This is a genomic window from Streptosporangium roseum DSM 43021, from assembly GCF_000024865.1.
Taxonomy (GTDB): domain Bacteria; phylum Actinomycetota; class Actinomycetes; order Streptosporangiales; family Streptosporangiaceae; genus Streptosporangium; species Streptosporangium roseum.
Genome location: NC_013595.1, coordinates 4,896,213 through 4,916,603 on the forward strand (window position 1 = coordinate 4,896,213; position 20,391 = coordinate 4,916,603).

Annotated in this window: 18 protein-coding genes; 13 read left to right on the plus strand and 5 right to left on the minus strand. The window is 72.0% G+C overall.

The window, feature by feature from the left end; translation table 11 throughout:
* Positions 1–20 precede the first annotated feature (20 nt).
* From SROS_RS21275 to SROS_RS21295, 5 genes are all read left to right on the plus strand, one after another.
* The gene (locus SROS_RS21275; protein ID WP_012891005.1) at positions 21–725 is read left to right on the plus strand and encodes a hypothetical protein; all 705 of its coding nucleotides are present in this window, start codon (positions 21–23) and stop codon (positions 723–725) included.
* Between the two features lie 89 nt (positions 726–814).
* Complete coding sequence (locus SROS_RS21280) at positions 815–1,342, plus strand: PadR family transcriptional regulator (RefSeq protein WP_012891006.1); 528 nt, start codon at positions 815–817, stop codon at positions 1,340–1,342.
* The gene (locus SROS_RS21285) at positions 1,339–2,055 is read left to right on the plus strand and encodes an ABC transporter ATP-binding protein (protein WP_012891007.1); all 717 of its coding nucleotides are present in this window, start codon (positions 1,339–1,341) and stop codon (positions 2,053–2,055) included. The genes SROS_RS21280 and SROS_RS21285 overlap by 4 nt, the downstream gene beginning before the upstream one ends.
* Positions 2,052–4,268: an FtsX-like permease family protein gene (locus SROS_RS21290; protein WP_012891008.1), complete on the plus strand. Its 2,217-nt coding sequence runs from the start codon at positions 2,052–2,054 to the stop codon at positions 4,266–4,268. Before SROS_RS21285 ends, SROS_RS21290 begins: the two co-directional genes overlap by 4 nt.
* Positions 4,269–4,275: 7 nt before the next feature.
* Positions 4,276–6,597 (plus strand): penicillin acylase family protein, encoded by a 2,322-nt coding sequence (locus SROS_RS21295; RefSeq protein WP_012891009.1) that lies wholly within the window; start codon positions 4,276–4,278, stop codon positions 6,595–6,597.
* A 275-nt stretch (positions 6,598–6,872) separates the two neighbouring features.
* On the opposite strand, the gene SROS_RS21300 is transcribed toward SROS_RS21295, so the two are convergent.
* Positions 6,873–7,379 carry a MarR family winged helix-turn-helix transcriptional regulator gene (locus tag SROS_RS21300; RefSeq protein WP_012891010.1) on the minus strand — a complete coding sequence of 169 codons (507 nt, stop codon included), beginning with the start codon at positions 7,377–7,379 and terminating at the stop codon, positions 6,873–6,875.
* A 68-nt stretch (positions 7,380–7,447) separates the two neighbouring features.
* Here SROS_RS21300 and SROS_RS21305 point away from each other — a divergent pair, with 68 nt between their 5' ends.
* The 5 genes from SROS_RS21305 to SROS_RS21325 all read left to right on the plus strand — a co-directional run bounded on the left by SROS_RS21305 (position 7,448) and on the right by SROS_RS21325 (position 11,678).
* A complete protein-coding gene (locus SROS_RS21305) occupies positions 7,448–8,233 on the plus strand; it encodes an SDR family NAD(P)-dependent oxidoreductase (RefSeq protein WP_012891011.1) in 786 nt (261 codons plus the stop codon).
* Positions 8,230–8,946 carry a hypothetical protein gene (locus SROS_RS21310; RefSeq protein ID WP_012891012.1) on the plus strand — a complete coding sequence of 239 codons (717 nt, stop codon included), beginning with the start codon at positions 8,230–8,232 and terminating at the stop codon, positions 8,944–8,946. The genes SROS_RS21305 and SROS_RS21310 overlap by 4 nt, the downstream gene beginning before the upstream one ends.
* The gene (locus SROS_RS21315) at positions 8,943–9,776 is read left to right on the plus strand and encodes an SGNH/GDSL hydrolase family protein (RefSeq protein WP_012891013.1); all 834 of its coding nucleotides are present in this window, start codon (positions 8,943–8,945) and stop codon (positions 9,774–9,776) included. Before SROS_RS21310 ends, SROS_RS21315 begins: the two co-directional genes overlap by 4 nt.
* Positions 9,777–10,035: 259 nt before the next feature.
* Positions 10,036–10,386: a YciI family protein gene (locus SROS_RS21320; RefSeq protein WP_012891014.1), complete on the plus strand. Its 351-nt coding sequence runs from the start codon at positions 10,036–10,038 to the stop codon at positions 10,384–10,386.
* Between the two features lie 5 nt (positions 10,387–10,391).
* Entirely contained in the window at positions 10,392–11,678 is a 1,287-nt protein-coding gene (locus SROS_RS21325) for an RNA polymerase sigma factor (protein ID WP_012891015.1), read from the plus strand.
* A 193-nt stretch (positions 11,679–11,871) separates the two neighbouring features.
* On the opposite strand, the gene SROS_RS21330 is transcribed toward SROS_RS21325, so the two are convergent.
* Together SROS_RS21330 and SROS_RS21335 are read right to left on the minus strand one after the other, a co-directional pair.
* Positions 11,872–13,914 (minus strand): serine hydrolase domain-containing protein, encoded by a 2,043-nt coding sequence (locus SROS_RS21330; RefSeq protein WP_012891016.1) that lies wholly within the window; start codon positions 13,912–13,914, stop codon positions 11,872–11,874.
* Between the two features lie 219 nt (positions 13,915–14,133).
* On the minus strand, positions 14,134–14,991 hold the full coding sequence (locus SROS_RS21335) for an aldo/keto reductase (RefSeq protein WP_012891017.1): 858 nt from the start codon (positions 14,989–14,991) through the stop codon (positions 14,134–14,136).
* Positions 14,992–15,066: 75 nt separating this feature from the next.
* Here SROS_RS21335 and SROS_RS21340 point away from each other — a divergent pair, with 75 nt between their 5' ends.
* From SROS_RS21340 to SROS_RS21350, 3 genes are all read left to right on the plus strand, one after another.
* Positions 15,067–15,972, plus strand: a complete 906-nt coding sequence (locus tag SROS_RS21340; protein ID WP_012891018.1) for a LysR family transcriptional regulator — start codon at positions 15,067–15,069, stop codon at positions 15,970–15,972.
* Positions 15,973–16,323: 351 nt separating this feature from the next.
* A complete protein-coding gene (locus SROS_RS21345) occupies positions 16,324–16,884 on the plus strand; it encodes an RICIN domain-containing protein (protein WP_012891019.1) in 561 nt (186 codons plus the stop codon).
* A 374-nt stretch (positions 16,885–17,258) separates the two neighbouring features.
* Positions 17,259–18,116 (plus strand): hypothetical protein, encoded by an 858-nt coding sequence (locus tag SROS_RS21350; RefSeq protein ID WP_169369330.1) that lies wholly within the window; start codon positions 17,259–17,261, stop codon positions 18,114–18,116.
* Between the two features lie 374 nt (positions 18,117–18,490).
* On the opposite strand, the gene SROS_RS21355 is transcribed toward SROS_RS21350, so the two are convergent.
* On the minus strand, positions 18,491–19,633 hold the full coding sequence (locus SROS_RS21355) for a serine hydrolase domain-containing protein (RefSeq protein WP_012891021.1): 1,143 nt from the start codon (positions 19,631–19,633) through the stop codon (positions 18,491–18,493).
* 210 nt (positions 19,634–19,843) lie between these two features.
* Positions 19,844–20,338, minus strand: coding sequence for an FBP domain-containing protein (locus SROS_RS21360; protein WP_012891022.1), 495 nt, complete (start codon positions 20,336–20,338; stop codon positions 19,844–19,846).
* Positions 20,339–20,391: the final 53 nt, after the last annotated feature.

A 20,391-nucleotide genomic window follows, 5' to 3' on the forward strand; every position in this document is an offset into this window, starting at 1 on the left:
GCGAGATCGTCGCCGTGGGCATGGACGGGCCGTTCCAGCGCCTTCGCGAGCTGTCCTACAGAGCCGGCGCCGGCGCCGGGTTCACCTGCGAGCCGGCGTTCTCGCCCGGCGGCAGGGGTTACACCGGGCGCGTCGACTCCTCCGCGCCACCGTTCGAGGACGTGCCGGCGCCGGCGGCGCCGGCGGAGCTGACCACGTTCCCCCGCGAGGAGCCGCCCGGCTGGCTGCTGGCCGCGCTGCCGACCGCGGCGCCCCTTGGGCTGCCCATCACGTACGGCGACCGCTACGACCGGTGGCGCAACCTCCCTGACGACGACCGGCCGCCGTCCCCGCCGCCGATCACCGGGGAGCTGACCTACCTGCCGGCCACGACCATGACCGCCCGCGCCTTCGGCCAGGGCCAGGAGCACGGCGGGCACATGGTCTACCTGGCGGAGCAGGCCGGCGAGTCCGAGTCCGAGATCCTTCTGGTGACGTGCTACAAGGAGACCTGCTGGGTGGCGCGCCAGGGCATGCGCGGCACCGGCGAGGACGTGCGCTCTGTCATGCTGGACGGCGCGGCGCTCCGGCTGGAGCTGACCCCCGAGGCCGCCGACATGCTGGAGACCGAGACCGCCTTCGAGGTCCGCCTCGACCTGCCGCCCGAGACGATCGGCGAGCTGCGCGCCGCTCTGCCCGGCGTGCTGCGGTCCGCCGCCCAGGCACCGGAGCTGATCGGTTTCTGAACCGGCGCCGGCCACACGCACATCGCCTGTTCGGCCGAGGCGGACGCTTTATCACCCGCATATATATCCTCAGGGTATAGTCCCCTGCCATGAGTGTTCCTCTCGCACTGCTCGGCCTGCTGGAACGGGAGCCGAGCCACGGATACGACCTGAAACGCGACTACGACACCCTCTTCAGCCGGGGTAAGCCCCTGCCCTTCGGCCAGGTCTATTCCACGCTCGGCCGGCTGGCCAGAGACGGCAAGGTCATCGCCGGGCAGAGCGAACCCGGCGACGGGCCCGACCGCAAGCGCTATGCCATCACCTCCGTGGGCAGGGAGGAGGTCGAGGCATGGCTGGCCGAGCCGGTCGCGGCCGAGCCGTACCTGCATACGGTGCTGTTCACCAAGACCGTGCTGGCGCTGATGCTGGGGCGCGACGCGGCGGGCTACCTCGATGCCCAGCGTGCGACGCATCTGCGACGCATGCGGGAGCTGACCGAGATCAAGCGCACCGGCAACCTGGTTGACGCGCTCCTGGCCGATCACGGCCTGTTCCGACTTGAGGCCGACCTGCGGTGGATCGACGTCACCCAGGCCCGGCTGGGGGCGCTGGCGGCGGCGGTGCGCAACCGATGATCGTCAACACTCTGCTGCGGGCCGAGGAGATCAGCCGTTCCTACGGCAACACGCCCGCGCTGCGCGAGGCCAGCCTGTCGGTCACCGCGGGCGAGGTCCTGGCCGTCATGGGACCCAGCGGTTCCGGCAAGTCGACACTGCTGCACTGCCTGGCCGGGATCTTCACCCCGGACAGCGGCGAGGTGTGGTTCGACGGGCGGCGGCTGGACACGCTGAACGACGGCCGCCGCAGCGAGCTGCGGCGCACCGCCTTCGGCTTCGTCTTCCAGTTCGGCCAGCTCGTGCCGGAGCTGACCGTGGCCGACAACGTGGCGCTGCCCCTGCTGCTGGGCCGTACCAGGCGCAACCATGCCTACGCGCGGGCCGCCTCCTGGCTGGAGCGGCTGGAGCTGGCCGAACTGGGCGGCCGCCGTACCGGGGAGCTGTCCGGCGGGCAGGCGCAGCGGGTGGCCATCGCCAGAGCGCTGGTGACCGGGCCGCGGGTCCTCTTCGCCGACGAGCCGACCGGCGCGCTCGACTCGCTCACCGGCGAGCTCGTGATGGAGCTGCTGGTGGGCCTGGCCCGCGAGGAGGGCACCACCGTGATCGTGGTGACCCATGACGCCCGGGTGGCCGCCTGCGCCGACCGGGAGGTCGTCGTCCGCGACGGCCGGGTCACCGACCCGTACGCCGGCCGGGTCACCGACCCGTACGCAGGCGGGGTCGGCCGATGATCCTGCTGGGCCTGCGGCTGTCGCTGCGCGGTGGCAGGGAGGCGGCGACCAGGCTGGCGCTGATCGTCGCCGGGGTGGCGGTCGGCGTCGTGGTGCTGCTGGCCACGCTGTCGCTCTTCAACGCCTTCCAGGCCACCAACGACCGCACCTGCTGGGAGTGCACGCGCGGTACGGCGCCCAGCGGCTGGGCCCTCGACACCACCGCCGACGGCGCGCTGTGGAACCTCCACGAGGACTACTACGCGGGCCAGACGATCAAAAGGCTGGACGTCGCCGCGCTCGGCACCCGGGCACCGGTCATCCCCGGACTGTCCCGCATGCCCGGCCCCGGCCGGTACTACGCCTCGCCCGCGCTGGCCAGGCTGCTGGACTCGGCGCCGCGCGAGCAGCTCGCCGACCGCTTCCCCGGCACCCGCGCCGGGCTCATCGGCCGGGCCGCGCTGTCCGGGCCCGACGAACTGGCCATCGTGGTGGGGCGGACGCTGCAGGAGGTCGCCGCCATGCCCGGCGCCCGGCAGGTCGACACGGTCGCCACCGAGCCCGCGGTCGACGACAACACCGACCTCTACCAGTTCGGTTTCGGCGTCGCCGCCATCGGGCTGATCGTCCCGCTGCTGGTGCTCGTGGGCACCGCCACCCGGCTGGCGGCCGCGCGCCGCGAGACGCGGCTGGCGGCGATCCGGCTGGTGGGTGCCACATCCCGGCAGGTCAACGTGCTCGCCGCGGTGGACGCCGCGCTGGGCGCGCTGCTCGGCGCGCTGGCCGGCCTCGCGCTCTTCCAGGCGGTACGGCCCGCCCTGGCCGGAGTGCGGCTCACCGGCGCCCGCTTCTTCCCCGAGCTGATCGCCCCACGCCCCTGGCAGTACGCGGCCGTGCTCGCCTGCGTTCCGGTCATCGCGGCGTGCGCCGCCCTGTGGTCGCTGCGCCGGGTGCGGATCTCCCCCCTCGGCGCGGCCAGGAAGGCCGCGCCGCCCCCGCCGAGGGCGTGGCGGGTGGTCCCGCTGCTGGCCGGGCTGGGGCTGTTCGCGGGCCCGGTGTACCGAAACGGCAAGGAGCCCGACGCCTTGCTGGCCGGCACGGGACTCGCCCTGATCATGGTCGGGCTGGTCCTGGCCGGGCCCTGGCTGACGATGCGGGCCGCGCGCCTGGCGGCCCGGCTGACCCGGAGCGCGGCGACGCTGCTGGCTGCGCAGCGGATGGCCGCGGACCCCAAGGCCGCCTTCCGTGCGGTGAGCGGGCTCGTACTGGCGGTGTTCATCGGCACGGCGATCGCGGGGCTCGTCCCCGCGGTGCTCTCCGGCCAGCAGGCCGTGGCCGGCGGCGAGCTGAACCATGTGCTGCGCGCCCAGTTCGCCCGGCCCGGCGTGACGGGGCTGTCCCAGCAGGCGCAGGCGGACCTGCTCGCCCGCCTGCGCGGCTACCCGGGCGTGGACGTGCTGCCGATCTACGCCAGGGCGGACCAGGAGGCCTTCCGCATGCCTGCTGACGGACCACCGCCCGCCAGGACCGTCGTCGAATGCGCGAGCCTGGCCCGCTTCCCCGTGCTCGGGCGGTGCCCGGCGGCCGCGCAGGCCGTGGCGGGCTCCTTCGACCGCCTGGTCAACGCCGACAACCCGCTCACCATCGACAAGATCCTTCCACTGGCGGGACCCGCCAGCCACTCTGCCTCCGCCACCGGCCTCGACCTGGAGTCGATCCTGATCAGCACGGCCGACACGGCGGCGGTGGAGCGGATCCGCACGCTGCTGGCGGAGCACACCGCCGACGCCCCGATGACCTTCGCCGAGGTCGCCCAGGTCAGAGCGGCCCTGTACACCCAGGTCGAGAGCGTCGCGATGACCATGGTCGCGCTGACCCTGATCGTCGGCGGCTGCAGCCTCGTGGTGGCGGTCGGCGGCGGGCTGGTGGAGCGCAGGCAGCCCTTCACCCTGCTGCGGCTGGCAGGCACGCCCACCCGCACCCTGGCCGGGGTGGTGCTGCTGGAGTCCGCGCTGCCGCTCGTCCTGGCCGCCGTGCTCGCCGCCGGCGCCGGGTTCGGCGTGGCCGAGCCGCTCATCGACCAGCTCGCGCTCAAGGGCGCCTCCCTGGCGATGCCGGGACCCGCCTACTTCGCGACCGTCGGCGGGGGGATGGCCGCCTCCCTGCTGGTGATTCTCGCGGGCCTGCCGCTGCTCAGGCGGATGACCGCGCCGGACGACGCCCGTTTCGAATAGGAGTCCCATGACGCTCAGATCACGACTGGCCGTGCTGATCGCGCTGGTCCTGCTCCTCTCCGCCGGGGTGGTGGTGCGTGCGAACGCGCCGGCCGTGGCCGGCGGCGAGCGCTACTCGGCCACGATCCGGCGCACCGAGTACGGCATCCCGCACATCGCCGCCAAGGACTACGGCGGACTCGGATTCGGGTACGGCTACGCATTCGCGCAGGACAACCTGTGCGTGCTGGCCTCGTGGCTGGTGACGCTGCGGGGCGAGCGGTCCCGGCACTTCGGCGCCGCGGCCATGTCCGACGACCCGATCCGCCCGGTCACCAACTTCGCCAGCGATGTCTACTACAGGAGCGTCGCGGACTCGGGCGTCGTGCGGCGGCTGCTGGCCCGGCCCGCGCCGGTGGGGCCAAGCGACGAGCTGCGCCGCATGGTCGACGGCTACGCCGCGGGATACAACCGCTACCTGGCGGACACCGGCGTGGCGAACCTGCCCGATCCCACCTGCCGGGGCAAGGCCTGGGCCGCCCCCATCACCGCCACGGACATCTGGAACAACCTGCTCGACCTCAACCGCATGGTCGGAAGCTCCCAGCTCAAGGACGCCATCACCGGGGCCGGCGCGCCCGAGGCCGAAGGCCCGGTCAAGAGACCGGCCGCGGGCAGCAACGGCTGGGCGCTGGGCCGCCAGGCGACGCGCGACGGCCACGGCATGCTGCTGGCCGACCCGCACTTCCCGTGGAACGGCAGCCGCCGCTTCTACCAGGTACAGCTGACCATCCCCGGCGTGCTCGACGTCTCCGGCGGCAGCCTGTACGGCACGCCGGTCGTCCAGATCGGCCACAACGCGAGCGTGGCCTGGACCCACACCGTCTCCCATGCCCAGCGCTTCACCCTGTACCGGCTGAAGCTCGCGGGCGACCGTAGCAGCTACATGGTGGACGGCCGGGCCGAGCCGATCGGCCGCCAGGAGGTGGAGGTCACCCTGCAGGACGGCACCGTCGCCGGCCACACGCTCTACACCTCGCGCTACGGCCCGGTGCTCGCCGTCGGGCGCACCGACAAGGTCGCCTACGCGCTCGCCGACGCCAACGCCGCCAACCTGCGCGCGGCCGACGAATGGCTGGCGATGGCCAAGGCGAGTGACCTCACCCGGCTGCGCGCGGCCCAGGCCACCCATCAGGGCATGCCGTTCGTCCACACGCTCGCCACCGACATCGGCGGGACCGCCTACTTCGCCGACGCCTCGGTCGTCCCCCACATCAGCGACGCGAAGGCGCGCCGCTGCGCCAAGCCCTCGCCGGTTCCGGGGCTGGAGGCATACGTCCTGGACGGCTCGACCTCCGCGTGCCTGTGGGGCAAGGATCGCGACGCCGTCGTGCCCGGCATCTTCGGGCCGGGCAACCAGCCGGAACTGACCCGCGCCGACTACGTGGCCAACTCCAACAACACCGCCTGGATGACGAACCCGTCGGCGCCGCTGACCGGCTACCAGGGCGTGTGGGGCAAGGACCGCACGGAGCTGGAGCCACGTCCCCGGGTCAGCCTGGACATGATCGCCCAGAGGCTGTCCGGGGCCGACGGGCTCGGCGCGCCCGGCTTCACCCTGGAGACACTGCAGGCCACCGCGCTCGCCAAGCGCAACCACACCTTCGAGCTCATGCGCTCGGACCTGCTGAAGCTGTGCCGTACCCACCCCACGCCGACCGCGTCCGACGGCACGCGGGTGAACGCGCGCGAGGCCTGCGGGATCCTGGGGAAGTGGGACGGGCGCGCCACCCTGGACGGCCAGGGCGCCATCCTGTGGCGCGAGTTCTTCACCCGGCTGCGGCGTCCCAGCAAGCCCGGAGACTCCGAATTCACCCCATGGCGGGTGCCGTTCGACCCCGCGCGTCCGCTGACCACCCCCCGGGGGCTCAAGCACGACAGCCCGGCGGTGCGGCAGGCCCTGGCCGATGCCGTGCGCTTCTTCCAGGCCAACCGCATCTCCCTGACGCTCACCCCGGGCCGGTCGCAGCACTACTCCTCGATCCCGCTTCCCGGCTGTACCGAGGGGGAGGGCTGTTTCGACAGGGTGCGCATGCGCGGCCCGCTCGGCACGGACGGGCGCTACCCGGAGGTGGACACCGGCTCCAGCTTCATGATGGCCGTCGAGCTCGGCCCTGACGGCCCCCGTTCCCGCACCATCCTCACCTACTCCCTCTCCGCCGATCCCACCTCGGCCCACCACACCGACCAGACGGTCCTGTTCTCGCGCGGCCAGTGGGTCACCGGGCGCTTCACCGAAGCCGAGATCGCCGCCGACCCGCAGCTGAGGACCACCACGGTGCGGGGGTGAGGTCTCCCGCCTCAAGAGACCGGAGCCGACTGTCATCGCGAGCCGACCATCCAGGACCGGCAAGGCCGTCGTGAGGCACCAGGGTGCCGGTGGAGACGGACGTCGCCCGGAGGAACCGCGTATACAGGACGGTCAGCTCCGGTTCCTCGCGCCGGTCGACGGGGATGTCGCCGCCTTGCCGTAGAAGTTGACGCCGCCGGCAGGCTTCACCACCTGGCCCCCTTTCCTGGCCACGGGCCGGCGGCCGGTCGCGCCGGCCCTGCTCCTCGCCGGGATCACCGGGGCAGGTGCCGGTATCCGGGGTGAACGCCCGAGGTGAGGCCCTGCTGGGCGGCGATGGCTTCGAGCAGCCCGGCAAGCTGCGCGCGCTGGGCGTCGTCGAGCGCGGCGCAGATCTCCTCCTCGTGCGCGGAGGCGAGATCGCGCATCCCGGCCATCACGCGCTCGCCTTCGGCGGCCAGGTGCAGGGCGTAGTTGCGGCGGTCCTGCGGGTTCCGCCGTCGCTCGACGAGCCCTTTGCGCTCCAGGCCGTCGACCAGCGCGACGACCCGGCTCGGCACGACTCCCAGCTCCTCGGCCAGGGACTGCTGGCTGCGGCCCGGCCGGGCGGCGATCAGGCGCAGGAGCCCGACGTCGGAGGGGACCACCCCGAGTCCGCCGATCCGTTCGGCGAACCGCGTCGCGGCGTGCGCGCCCACCTGGGAGAGCAGGAACGCCGTGCCCCTCGGCCGGGACCGCGGCGTCGATCCGTCGTCGGGGCCGGTCTGCGGTTGCGTGCTCATGCAGCGATAGTAGTGGCAATGAATAGTTCTGTGCTATGAATAGTTCACATTAGAGAACGGAGATGGGGATGTCCGATGACACAAGTGAGGACTGGCCGCGCCATCCGGGCCTGGCCGGCAAGGTCGCGCTGGTGACCGGCGGCTCGCGCGGAATCGGTGCGGCGACCTGCCGGGCACTGGCGGCCAACGGGGTCGCGGTCGCGGTGAACGGCCGCGACCGGGCGGCGATCGACGAGGTCGTCGCACAGATCGCGGCGGAAGGCGGCACGGCGGTGGCGGCGCCCGGTGACGTCACCGACGAGGCCACGGTGCGGAACGTGCGCGCCACGGTCGAGCGTGCGCTGGGACCGGTGGAGATCCTCGCGGCGTTCGCCGGTGGCCAGGGCGCCCCGGCGCCCACCGTCCAGCTCGGGCTCGACCGGTGGCGCGCGGTCGTCGAGTCCGAGCTGACCTCGGTCTACCTGACCGTGACCGCGTTCCTGCCTGCCATGATCGAGCGAGGGGAGGGGACGATCATCACCATGTCCTCCGCGGCCGGCCGCCGGCCGGGCGGCGCGAACGCCGCGTACGCCGCGGCGAAGGCCGGCGTGGTGATGTTCACCAAGCATCTGGCGAACGAGGTCGGCAAGCAGGGCGTCCGCGTCAACTGCCTGGCTCCCTCCGCCGTGCTCAACGAGCGGATGCAGCGGTTCATGTCCGCCGGGCAGCTGGACGAGCTGGCCGCGACCCACCCCCTCGGCCGGATCGGGCGGCCCGGCGACGTCGCCCAGGCGGTGCTGTACCTCGTCTCGGACGCCTCGTCCTGGGTCACCGGGGTCACCCTCGACCTGGCCGGCGGGCGGGTGATCGTGTGACAGCCGTCGAGCGCACCCCGCGCCAGGCCCAGTCCGGGCCGCCGCTGGGGATCCTCGCCGTCGTGTTCACGGTGCTGTTCCTCGCCGGGATCGCGATCAGCACGATCATGGCAGGCGGCGAGACCTTCCCCTCGCCCTTCGGCCCCCAGGCCGAGATTCTCGCCTACTTCCACGATCACCCCGACGCCGTGCGGGTGAGCGGGTTCCTGCAGTTCGCCGCCTCGGTGCCGATGGCGATCTACGCCGCCACCGCCTCGGCCCGCCTGCACAGCCTCGGCGTCCGCGCGCCCGGTGCCACCATCGCCCTGGTCGGCGGCGCGCTGGCCGCCACCATGCTGGCCCTGTCCGCGCTGTTCAGCTGGGTGCTGTCGCGGACCGAGGCGCTCACCGGGTCCGCCGTGGTCCGGGCCCTGCAGGACCTCGCCTTCGCCACCGGAGGCACCGGGCACGTCGTCTTCCTCGGCCTGCTCGTGGCGGGCATCGCCGTACCGGGGCTGCTGGCCGGCCTGCTCCCGCGCCCGCTTGCGCTCGCCGGCCTGGCCATCGCCGTCGTGGCCGAGCTGTCCACGCTCACCCTGCTCGTCCCCGGCGCGGCCGTGTCGCTGCCGATCGCCCGCTTCGCCTCCCTGGCCTGGCTCGTCACCGCGGGGTTCCTGCTGCCCCGCACCCGGGCCGGCAAGAACGCCTCCCGCACGAAGGACGCAGTCGCATGAACACCGAAATGACCGAACGGCTCGTACGGTTCCAGCACCCCGAGAAGGTCCTGGGCTATCTCGGCGGCCTCGACGACGACCGGCTCGCCACCCTGTTCGGGCTGGACACGGCCACCTACCGGCGGGTGCGCCGCTCCCACGAGGAGCAGGCCCGCGGCGCGGCGGCGGAGCTGCTCGAGGCCCCCGGATTCGCGGAAAAAGTCGACCGGCTGCCCTTCGCCCCCGGTCAGCGGGTCGTGGCCGTCGGCGAGAGCACCACCGACGACCTGCTGTCATGGTTCGAGATCCTGCGCCATCTCCTCGACCTCCGGCGCCCCGCCGACGGCATCACCCTGATCAACGCGGCGGTCACCGGGCAGACGACCACCCAGGCCCTGGCCGCGCTGCCGGGGCTGTCCCTCCACCGCCCGGACTGGGTGCTGTGCATGCTCGGCGGCAACGACGCCCAGCGTCTCGCGGCCGACGGGCCGACCCTGGTCAGCCTCGACGAAACCGAACGCAACCTGCACACCCTGCGTGACCTCCTCGTACGGCGCACCGCGGCGCGATGGGCGTGGATCACCCCGGCCCCGCTGGACGAGGAGCGCGTCGCGGCCTACCCGCACTTCCAGCGAGCCGCGATCGGCTGGGCCAACCGTGACATCGACGCCATCGCGAAGATCCTGAAGGCGCAGCCGGATCTCACGGTCGACAGCCACCCCGTCATCTCCCGGCAGGGCGGAGAGCGCTTCCACCTCGACGACGGCCTGCACCTCTCCCTCGCCGGCCAGCGGGCCCTGACCGCCGCCCTGGTCGAGGCGCTGGCCGGCACCCGCGCGGACCGCCCGTAAGCTCCTCCTGTCCGGTCCCGCCGCCGGCGTCCATGACACCGGGCGAGCGCCGAGGGCGACGGTCGATGCCGGCCTCCTGGAGGGCAGGAAGGCCGACATGTGGCTCCCCGCAGCCGATCGGCGGCGGCCGGGCGTGACGGCCGCGCTCGGTCTGGAAAAAATCTCGGGGAAGCTGTCGATGTGGCCGCATCCCGTTCGTCGTCATGGTGTACGGCGACCCGCCGCGCGAGAAAATGACAGGACCCGAAGGAGTCGGACCATGAAGTACATGCTGCTGATCAACAGTGGTGCGATCGACGCGAACGGCGGGGCCGCGGAGTGCGGCGTCGAGGACTGGATGATCTACGACAAGGCCGTGCAGGACGCGGGGATCTACGTCTCGGGGGAGTCGCTGGCCGACCTGGTCACCGCCACGACGGTCCGGGTGGGAGCGGACGGCGAGCGGGCCGTCACCGACGGGCCGTTCGCCGAGACCCGCGAGGTGCTCGGCGGTTTCTACGTCATCGACGTGCCGGATCTCGATGCCGCGCTCGACTGGGCCGCACGCTGCCCCGGCGCCCGCGGTAGCGGCTCGGTCGTGGTGCGGCCGGTCGCCGACTTCGGGGCCTGACGGAGATGGCGGAGCAGCCGACCGATACCGGTACGGACAGGGCCGTGGAGTCGGTGTTCCGGGAGGAACACGGTCGGCTGCTCGCCTCACTCGTCGGCCGTTTCGGGGACCTCGACCTGGCGGAGGAGGTCGCCTCCGAGGCGATCGAGGCCGCGCTGATGCACTGGCCGGTGCAGGGCGTTCCGGCCAAGCCGGGTGCCTGGCTGCTGACGACGGCCCGGCGCAAGGCCGTCGACCGGCTGCGGCGGGACCAGGCCTACGCCGCCCGGCTCGCCGCCCTGCAGGTGGAGGCGGACCGGGCCGCCTCCGCCCCGCCCGCGGACGCGGACGCCGATCTCCCGGACGAGCGGCTGCAGCTGTTCTTCACCTGCGCCCACCCGGCCCTGCCGGCCGAGGCTCGCGGGGCGCTGACGCTGCGCTGCCTGGCCGGACTGACCACACCCGAGGTCGCGCGGGCCTATCTCGTCCCGCCGGCGGCGATGGCCCAGCGGATCGTGCGGGCGAAGAAGAAGATCCGCGAGGCCCGGATCCCCTTCAGGGTGCCGGGCGCCGACGAGTTGCCCGCACGCCTGCCGGGTGTGCTCCAGGTCCTCTACTCGATCTTCACGGAGGGGTACGCGGCCAGCGCCGGAGCGCAGCTGCAGCGGCTCGACCTCGCCGAGGAGGCCCTTCGGCTGGCACGGATCCTGCGCCGGTTGCTGCCCGCCGAGCGGGAGGTCGCCGGCCTGCTCGGGCTCATGCTGCTGGTCCACGCGCGGCGCGATGCCCGGACCGGCCCGGACGGCGAGCTCGTGCTGCTGGAGGACCAGGACCGCGGCCGCTGGGACCGTACGATGATCGAGGAGGGCCTCGCCCTGGTGCCCGCCGCGCTGACCGGCGGCCCGCCTGGACCGTACGGCGTGCAGGCCGCGATCGCCGCCCTGCACGACGAGGCGGCAGACCTCGCGACCACCGACTGGCCGCAGATCGTGGCGCTCTACGGCGTGCTGCTCGCCCTCGCCCCCTCTCCCGTCGTCGCCCTGAACCGGGCCGCGGCGGTGGCGATGTGCGACGGCCCGGAGGCCGGCCTGGCGCTGCTCGACAGCCTGGCCGGCGAGGAGAGGCTGCGCGGCCACCACCCCTACCCGGCGGCCCGGGCGGACCTGCTGCAACGGCTCGGCCGGCTCCCCGAGGCCGCCGCTGCCTACCGGGAAGCGCTCGCCCTGGCCGGCACCGAACCCGAACGCGCTCACCTGCGACGCAGGCTGGAGGCGGTCGAGCCATCCGGCCCGGACGCCGGGGCCGGCACGTGAGGGCCGCGGTACCCCACTCGCCGCCACAGCCGAACATGGACCATGACCGGATGATCGCGTGGGTGAGGGCCGAACGGCTCGGCTCCGCCGGCTCCGGCTGTTCCCCGGGGCCGGGCGACGCCCCCGCACCCGTCGCGGAACACGGACGGGCATCGACGGGCGCCGCCAGAGGAGACATCCTCAGAGGGGGTCGTCAGAGGAGACAGAAGACGTTGTCGATGAACTCGTCGTCGAAGTTGACCGGGTTGGCCGATCCCTCCGAGTAGGCCCAGCTCAGGCTGCGCTGCCCGTTCTCCGAGTGCACCGACCACGTCCGGTAGCCGGGGACCCGGCCGTCGTGCCACCAGACGTTCTTACCGCAGCTCAAGGTGGTCCGGAAGATCCCCATTCCGGCCCACTTGGAGCCCTCGCCGGTGTAGACGAGGTTGCTCTTCATCTCGTTGAGCCAGCTCGCCCCGGTCACATACCCGACCAGCAGATACTTGTAGAAGAGGTTGAGTTCGGGGATGGTCGAGACCATCTGGCCGCCCGCCGCCCAGCGCGAGGCGTTCTGGCCGGTGGTCTCGACCCGGGTGGAGGTGGCGGGGTTCCACCAGTGGCCGCGCAGCCGCACCGACGAGATCGCGGTGTCGGTGGGGACGGAGGTGCCGGTCAGCCCGAACGGGCCGATCAGGTCACGGCTCATCTGGTCGGGGTAGGTCCGGCCGCTGACCCGTTCGATGATCATGCCGATGACCAGGTAGTTGCTGTTGGAATAGGAGTAGCGGGAGCCCGGGGTGAACAGCCGCGCGTGCCGGTTCACGATGTCCAGCAACTGCTGGTTGGTGAACCCCTGCGTCATCGTCGTCCCGAAGGAGGGCAGGTCGTCGGTGAAGTTGTACAGCCCGCTGGTGTGCTGGAGGAGGTTCCGCAGGGTGATCTGGTCGCCACCGGTCACGCCGGGCAGGTACTGCGAGACGCGCGCGCCCAGCGAGACCTTCCCGGCGGCGGCCAGCCGAAGCAGCTCGGCGGCGGCGAAGGTCTTCGAGACGCTCGCGACGCGCACCCGCACGTCCATGCCGGAGACGTCGCCGTAGTACGCCTGGAATGTGCCGAGCGTCCCGTCCGACAGTTCGGCGATCGCCGAAGTGCCGTTGAGCCAGGCGGTGTGCAGCATGGTGTTCTGCACCATGGCGCGGGCCTGGTCGGCGCCGGTCACCTCCCGGGTCATGACGCCGACGAAGAGCGTCTGACCGTTCTCGACGTACCCCTGCGCGCTGATCAGCCGGGCGCCCTTGCGCAGCGTCTTGAGGTTGAGCTGGTCGTGGCCGAGGCCGTACCACCAGCCCGGCCCCGGGCCGGAGGTGTTGCGCAACATGATCGCGTTGAAGGTGCCGTCGTCGTTGCGGGCGGCGTCCACCAGCCGTGCGCCGTTCTGGTTCGCCAGGTTGTTGATCTGGGCGTCGCTGCCGCCCAGCCACCACCAGAACTGCTGCGAGCTCCAGCCCGTCATCAGCAGGTCGTACCAGCGGGCGCCGCCGCCGGCGTCGAAGGGCCGCAGCTTGACGGGCCGGGCGCCGGTGGCCTGCTGCTGCGCGAGCACGAACGAGGTGTCGCCGTAGTACCACCACCAGGGCCGGGCGCCGTCACCGGTGTTGTCGACCAGCGCGACGGCGAACCGCCAGCCGTCCGCTGTCCAGTAGCGGGCGACCGAGGCGGGCCGGGTGCCGGTGTAGTTCGCCAGGCCGACCACGCCCTGGTCGGTCAGCCCGTAGTAGAGCCCCCAGGACCGCACCCAGTAGGCGCCCGCGTTCTTGACGAGGGTGGCGGTGAAGGTGAGCTGGGTGCCGGGCTGGTGGGCGATGTCGCTGACCCGCGCGCCCTGGCTCTGCGCGTAGTCGTAGATCTGCTCGATCGTCCAGCCGTTGACGGTCCACCACTGCGTCGGCGCGGTGAGGTACTGGTCGTCCCCGTAGGACTCGTTGAACGCGGCGGCGGTGCCGGCCCTCGGGGTCGCCCGCGCCATGGCGCCCGTGCCGCCCTCGGTGCGCTGCGGCGCGGGCGTCGTGGTTTTCACCAGATGCCCGCCCGACCGGGTCTCGCCGACGGCGGGAACCTTCGGCGTCGCCCCCGCCCCGCGACCGTCCTGCTGCCCGACGACGACGCCGGGCGGGGGTTCGGGGGCGGCCTGGACGGGCGCCGCCAGGGTGAGCGGGAACAGGAGTATCACCAGCAGGGACAGCAGTCGTCGGCCCACGGGACGCGCACCTCTCTCCGAGTGATCACTGACATGATCGACCAAAGCGGGCGCTTGTTCAATATCCGAGAAGGTGTCCGGCCGGCGGCCCGCGCCGCCGAAAGCGCTACCGGGCCGCCCGCACGGCACGTCGTACGGGCTGTTGCCGCCGTCGCGGCGGGGGATCCCCGGGCCTCTGGTCGAGGCGCCGAGGGATCGCGGTACGGGGGCAGGGGCCGGTCAGCGGGCCGGACCGGCGTGCCGGGGTGCTCGCCCCGCGGCGTCGAGCCGGGAGAACTGCTCCCTGGTCAGCTCGATGCGCGTCGCCGCCATGTTCTCCTCCAGGTGCGCGGCGGAGCTGGTGCCCGGGATCGGCAGCATGACGGGCGAGCGGGCCAGCAGCCAGGCGAGCGCCACCTGCACGGGGGTGCCGCCGACCTCCTCGGCGACCTGCGCGAGCGGTCCCTCCGTGGCGGCGTGGGTGCCGCTGGCCACCGGCTCCCAGGGGATGAAGGCGATCCCCGCGGCCTCGCAGTAGTCGAGCACGTCCTCATGCCGCCGGTCGGTGAGGTTGTAGCGGTTCTGCACGCCGGCGATCGGAACGGTCCGGCGGGCCTCCTCGATCTGGGCGACGCCGACCTCCGACAGCCCGATGTGGCGAATCTTGCCCTCGTCCCGTAACTGCTTGAGGGCGCCGATCTGGTCGGCGAAGGGCACCTGCGGGTCGACGCGGTGGAGCTGGAACAGCTCGATCCGCTCCAGCCGGAGGCGACGCAGACTCAGTTCGGCCTGTTGGATGAGGTACTCCGGGCGGCCCAGCGGCTTCCACCGCCCGCGTCCCGGGCGGCTCTGCCCCGCCTTGGTCGCGATGACCAGGCCGCGCGGATAGGGGTGCAGCGCCTGGGCGAGCAGTTCCTCGTTGGCCCCCAGGGCATAGGCGTCAGCGGTGTCGATGAGCGTCACCCCGAGCTCGACGGCCCGCCGCGCGACCGCGATGGCGGCGGGCAGGTCCTTGGGCGGGCCCCAGTCGGTCAGCCGCATCGCGCCGAAGCCGAGGGGGTGCACGGGCAGGTCTCCGCCGATCCGGAAAGTGTTCATGGCCGGTACCTTGGCGCCTCACGATCGCGAAGCACAAGCGAGTCTTTCTTAGGACCGTTGCGTAGTATCACTTAGATGTTGAGTCTTGAGCGGCTCCGCATCCTGCATGCGATCGGCACCTACGGGTCGGTCACCGGGGCCGCCAACGCCCTGCACGTCACCACCTCGGCGATCTCCCAGCAGATGGCCAAGCTGGAGAGGGAGGTCGGGCAGCGGCTGTTGGAGCGCAGCGGCCGCGGTGTACGGCTCACCGGCACCGCCGAGCTGCTCGTCGCCCACGCCGGGCAGATGCTGTCGCTGGCCGAACGCGCCGAGGCGGATCTGGAAGCCCACCGCGGCGCCGTCGTCGGGCGCCTGACGCTCGCCGCGTTCGCGACGGCCGCGCGCGGGCTGGTCCCGCCCGCCCTGGGGGACCTGCGCCGCGACCACCCGCGGTTGCGGGTCGGGCTGGAGGAGGCCGAGCCGCACGAGACGGTGCCGCGGGTCGCCCGCGGTGATGTGGACGTGGCGGTCGTCCAGGACTGGTTCAACCACCCTCTCGCCCTACCCGAGGAGCTGAGCAGGGCCGCGCTCCTTGACGACGTCGCGGACGTCGCGCTTGCCGAGGGGCACCCGCTGGCCGCACGCGGCACCGTCGACATCCGGGAACTCGCCGGTGAACCGTGGATCACCTGGAGCCGCGGCTGGATCTGCAACGCCTGGCTGCTGCACACGTTGCGTTCCTGCGGCGCCGAGCCGGACATCGCCCACACCGCCGCCGAGCACCACACGCAGCTCGCCCTCGTCGCGGCCGGCCTCGGCGTGGCGATCATTCCCCGGCTCGGCCGCGACCCGGCGCCCGGCGGCGTCCGCTTCGTCGAGGTCCGGCCGAGGCTGGTCCGGCACGTCTACGCGGTGTGGCGCGCCGACGCCGACCGTCGGCCCTCGATCCGGGCCGTGATCCGAGCCCTACGCCGGCACGGCCGAGCGCCGGCCGGCTGAGCATCGCCATGTGAAGCCGCCGAGGAATCGCCGCCTGTCCGGTGCCTGTCCCGTGGATCATCGGAGCGGGGCTCGGAGCCGGATCCCGATCGGGGCGGCGTCGACGGTGCCCGGAGGATCCGCGCGCGTTCCCGTCGCGGATCGGCCGGCGGCAGGGCCCGGCCGGCGGCCGGGCCGAGGCCGGGGGAGCAGCGGAGCGGTGTGACCGGCGAGGACGAGCGACACCCCCCCTCAAAGACAGTGGCTTTGAGTAAGTGATCAACTACTCTGGGTGACCGGCCGGGCATCCGGCCACTCCCTCCCCGGGTGCGACCGCCCCGGGTCCTCACCCACTCGGAAGGAAACCTCCGCATGCCGAAGATCATCCGCGCCGTCCGCGCCGCCTCGGCGCTGGCCGCCGCGACGATGGCGCTCGCACCGGCCACCGCTTACGCCGACGCTGAGCCGCAGACCAACCGGGAGTTCATCAACCGGATGGACGGCAGCCGCCTGGCGACTCTCGGTGACTCGGTCGCCGAGAGCGCGCAGGCGATCTCGCTGCGCCACCCGAACTGGAAGTACCGGACGGCCAAGTGGACCTACATCGTCAAGGACGACGGCCACTACATCATCAAGAACGAGGCTGCGAACAAGTGCCTGCAGCCGGCCACCGCCGCGGCGGCGGCGGGTGATCAGGTCGTCATCAAGACCTGCAACGGCTCGGCGGCCCAGGACTGGTCACGCCGTCCGGAGGAGACCGACTCCAGCCAGCCCACCGGCTGGGGCAGCTTCCGCCCCCGCACCAACACCAAGGTCGCCCTGACCCTGGACACCTACCACGGCCCCGGGAGCTGGAACACTCTCTATCTCAACCGCGACCAGAACTCCTCCGACCGGCTGTGGCGGTTCCTGCGCGAGGACCATACCTGGTAGCCCCCGCGGCGGCAGCCGACCTGCCCGCCGCGGTGCGGGGCCGCCGTCCGGCGGCCCCGCACCGGTCGCGCGTGCCGGACTCCGGGAAGTCTCACGCCGACCCGCCTCGGCGCGCGTCTCCGACGACCTGCGCCACCGGATTGATAAACACTCGATAAAGTCGCCGTACTCCGATTTTCGGCGAGCCGGCAACGCTTTTATTTCTGTTGATAATTCCCCGGCCCGTCGGCCTGAATTTCGAGTACGACAAAAACGGTCAACGATATTGTAAGTCCGGCTGCGGCGGCACACACTCGGTGACAAGTAGGCCTGCCCCAGATTTTGGAGCCGCAATGGACCGATCCGTAACGGGAATTCACGGGCGCAGAAAATCGATGCTCCGGCGCCTCGCATCCGCCGCCGTCGCGATGCTCGCCGTGACATTTCTCTGCGTGCCGCCCGCCGCCGCCCTCGCGCTGCCGACACCGAAGGATCTGACCGCCTTCCTCGACCTCGAATGCTTCAAGACCAGCCCGTACCAGCCGCCGGCCACCACACTCACGGTGCGGCACATCAACCCCGTGCTCAGCAACCTGCCGATCGAGACCGTCACCCTCGGCCAGCGTGAGCAGCTGTGCGTCCCGGTCGCCAAGAACACCCAGGTGCCGCCGTCGCCCGCGCTCGACTTCATCAAGTACATCGACCTGGCCTGCTACAAGATCTCCGGCACCACGGTGACCACGGGCCTCGTGCTGAGCCACCTCAACCCGCTGTTCCAGACCCTGCCGCGCACACAGATCTCCATGAACACCCCGCAGCAGCTGTGCGTGCCGGTCATCAAGAACAACGTGGTCCCACCCGCCGAGGTGCTCTCGCTCGTCCGCCACATCGACCTCAAGTGCTACGGCATCACCCCCAACAACCCGCTGAACCAGCAGCTGTCGCTGCGCCAGCTCAACCCTGTCCTGACCCCGGTGATCCCCACGCACGGCGCGCAGGTCCTCTACGCCCGCCAGCTGTGCGTCCCGGTGCAGAAGGCCGGCGACAACATCCCGGCCGCGGTGTTCAACATCGTCCGGTGGATCGACCTGGAGAAGTTCGACCTCGCCACCCCGGCCCTGCCCACGGTCTCGCTGACCCTGCGGCACATCAACCCCGTCCTCGCCGGCCTCCCGATCGAGCAGGCCACCCTCACCGGCGCCAGCCAGCTGGCCCTGCCGGTCGCCAAGAACGGCAACTTCCCCCCGGGCTGATCCTCTGTCGCGGAGCCCTTCCGTCCGTGCCGGTGGAAGGGCTCCGCCGTTTCCGTCCGGCCGCCGGCGGCGCCCAGGTCCGGAGAAAAGGTTGCCGGTCTCGTCTCAATGCCCTGTCCGGCGGAGAACATGAACCCCTTCGGTCCGTCCTGTCGCCCAGGCGGCCGTGAATTCGCCGTGGCTCCATCCGTGACCGGCCCGTGTTTCCGGAAGTCGTTCCGGGGTTCTGTGCGATCTCTGGAATCATGTTTCCGGAAGTCACCTCGCGGGCTGCTTCCGGAATCCGGAAATTGCGGAAGCAGCGGCACGTTGACAATAAGGCCGGCAGGCCGGGGGAGGGGGCGCCGATCCTGACCCGCAAGGCCCCACGCGGCTCACCCGTCGGACAGGCACTCGCGCACAGCCTCGATCAGGCGGTTGGCGCGGGCGTCACCGTGGCCGATCATACGGTTGGCGACGTACGCGAAGCCCACGCCGAACTCGTCGTCACCGAAGGCGAACTGCCCGCCCGCTCCGTCGTTGCCGAAGCTGCGTTCCCCCAGCATCGGCCGGAAGGCCGAGTCGAGCAGGAAGCCCGAGCCCCAGCGCGCCCCGGCGTCGAAGCCCAGCCATCCCTTGCCGGAGGAAACCTCGCGGACCGCGTCCGTCACGGTGTCCGGTGTGAGCAGCCGCTCCTGGCCCTCGATGCCGGTCACGGCCGCCGCGTACAGCCCGGCGAGGCCGCTCGCCGACGCCGTGGCACCCGCTCCGGGCAGCTCCAGAGCGAGCAACGCCGGGTCGTTCCAGCCGTGCGGCTCGTCGAGGCCGGGGAAGACCAGCGCGCCGTTCATGGTCACGATGCGGGTGAGCAGGTGTTCGGGGCCCGGCATCGGGGGCCGCCCATCGGCCTCGACGAGCCGGGCGCGGCCGTCCATCTCCTCGGCGGGCAGGCCGATCCAGGCCCGTAGCCCCAGAGGCTCGCCCACGGCACGGCGGAAGTACGCGCCGGGGGTGAGCCCGGTGATGCGCCGGATGACCTCACCGATGAGGAACCCGAAGACGTGGCCGTGGTACTCGTATGCCGTGTCCGGCTCCCACAGCGGTTCCTGCGCCTCGATGGCGTGGATCACCGGTGTCCAGGCGGCTATCTCCTCGAAGCCGAGCGCCGGGTCAAGGGCGGGGAGCCCTGCCCGGTGGCCGAGGACCATGCGGCAGGTGATGGCCTCCTTGCCGCGCTGGGCGAACTCGGGCCAGTAGCGGCTCACCGGGGCATCGAGCTTGAGGCGTCCCTCCTGCGCGAGGAGGTGGGCGCAGATGCTGACGACGCCCTTGGCGCAGGAGAAGACCGGCACGGCCGTGTCCTGTGTCCACGGCCGGCCGGTCCGTCCGTCCGCGACCCCACCCCACAGCTCCACGACCTTGCGTCCACCGGCGAACACGGTGACGGCCGCGCCGAGTTCACCGTATTCGGCGAAGTTCCGGGAGAAGGCGTCTGCGACCGCTCCGAACCGTTCGTCGGCGGATCCGCTGCGCTTCACGATGATCTTCTTTCTCTTGATGCGGTGTCGATGGTCCCGTTGAATGCCCGTGCGTCCGCGCGTGGGCACCGAGCCGCTGGGGCCACGACCGCGGGGAGTTCCGGCGAGCTACCTGCCGAGTCTGTGAGGTAGCGGTTCCCGGTGGGCGTACCGGCCGGTGGAGCGCCAAGGGAGGCGCGCCGCCGGCCGGCCGATCAACGCGGTTCCGGTTCACGCCAGAACCTTGTCCAGGAATGCCGACAGCTTGCCTCTGGTGCGATCGATCCGCTCCTCCACCGTCAAGGATTCTTCGAGCCGCCCTCCCAGGTCGGGGAGCTTCTTGCCGCGCACGTACAGGGAACAGGCAAGGTCGGTGCACGCGTACACGCCGACCGAGTTGCTGTCCCGTCCGGCCTGCCCCGCGCGCCGGGCGGTCATCAGCGAGACGCCGCTGCCGGGATGCGTGGTCAGGCACAGCGAGCACATGCCGTGGTGGAGAGCCCCGCGCTGCCGGGCGACCAGGCGGAGCGTCACACCGACGAGTTCGCCGCCGCGCTCGGTGACGACGTAGCCGCGATCCGGCGCGCCGGGGTCGTACCAGCCCAAAAAGTCCAGGTCGTCCCAGGGCTGCTCGGCCAGGTCCCGCGGAAGCACCAGCCGCTTGGCCTCTCCCCGGGAGCAGTTGACGAACGACGTACGGATGTCCTGCTCAGTGACTGCTTTCATGGCGCGGAACGCTACCTTTCCCTAGATATATTAGGCAAACACTTAAATCTCTA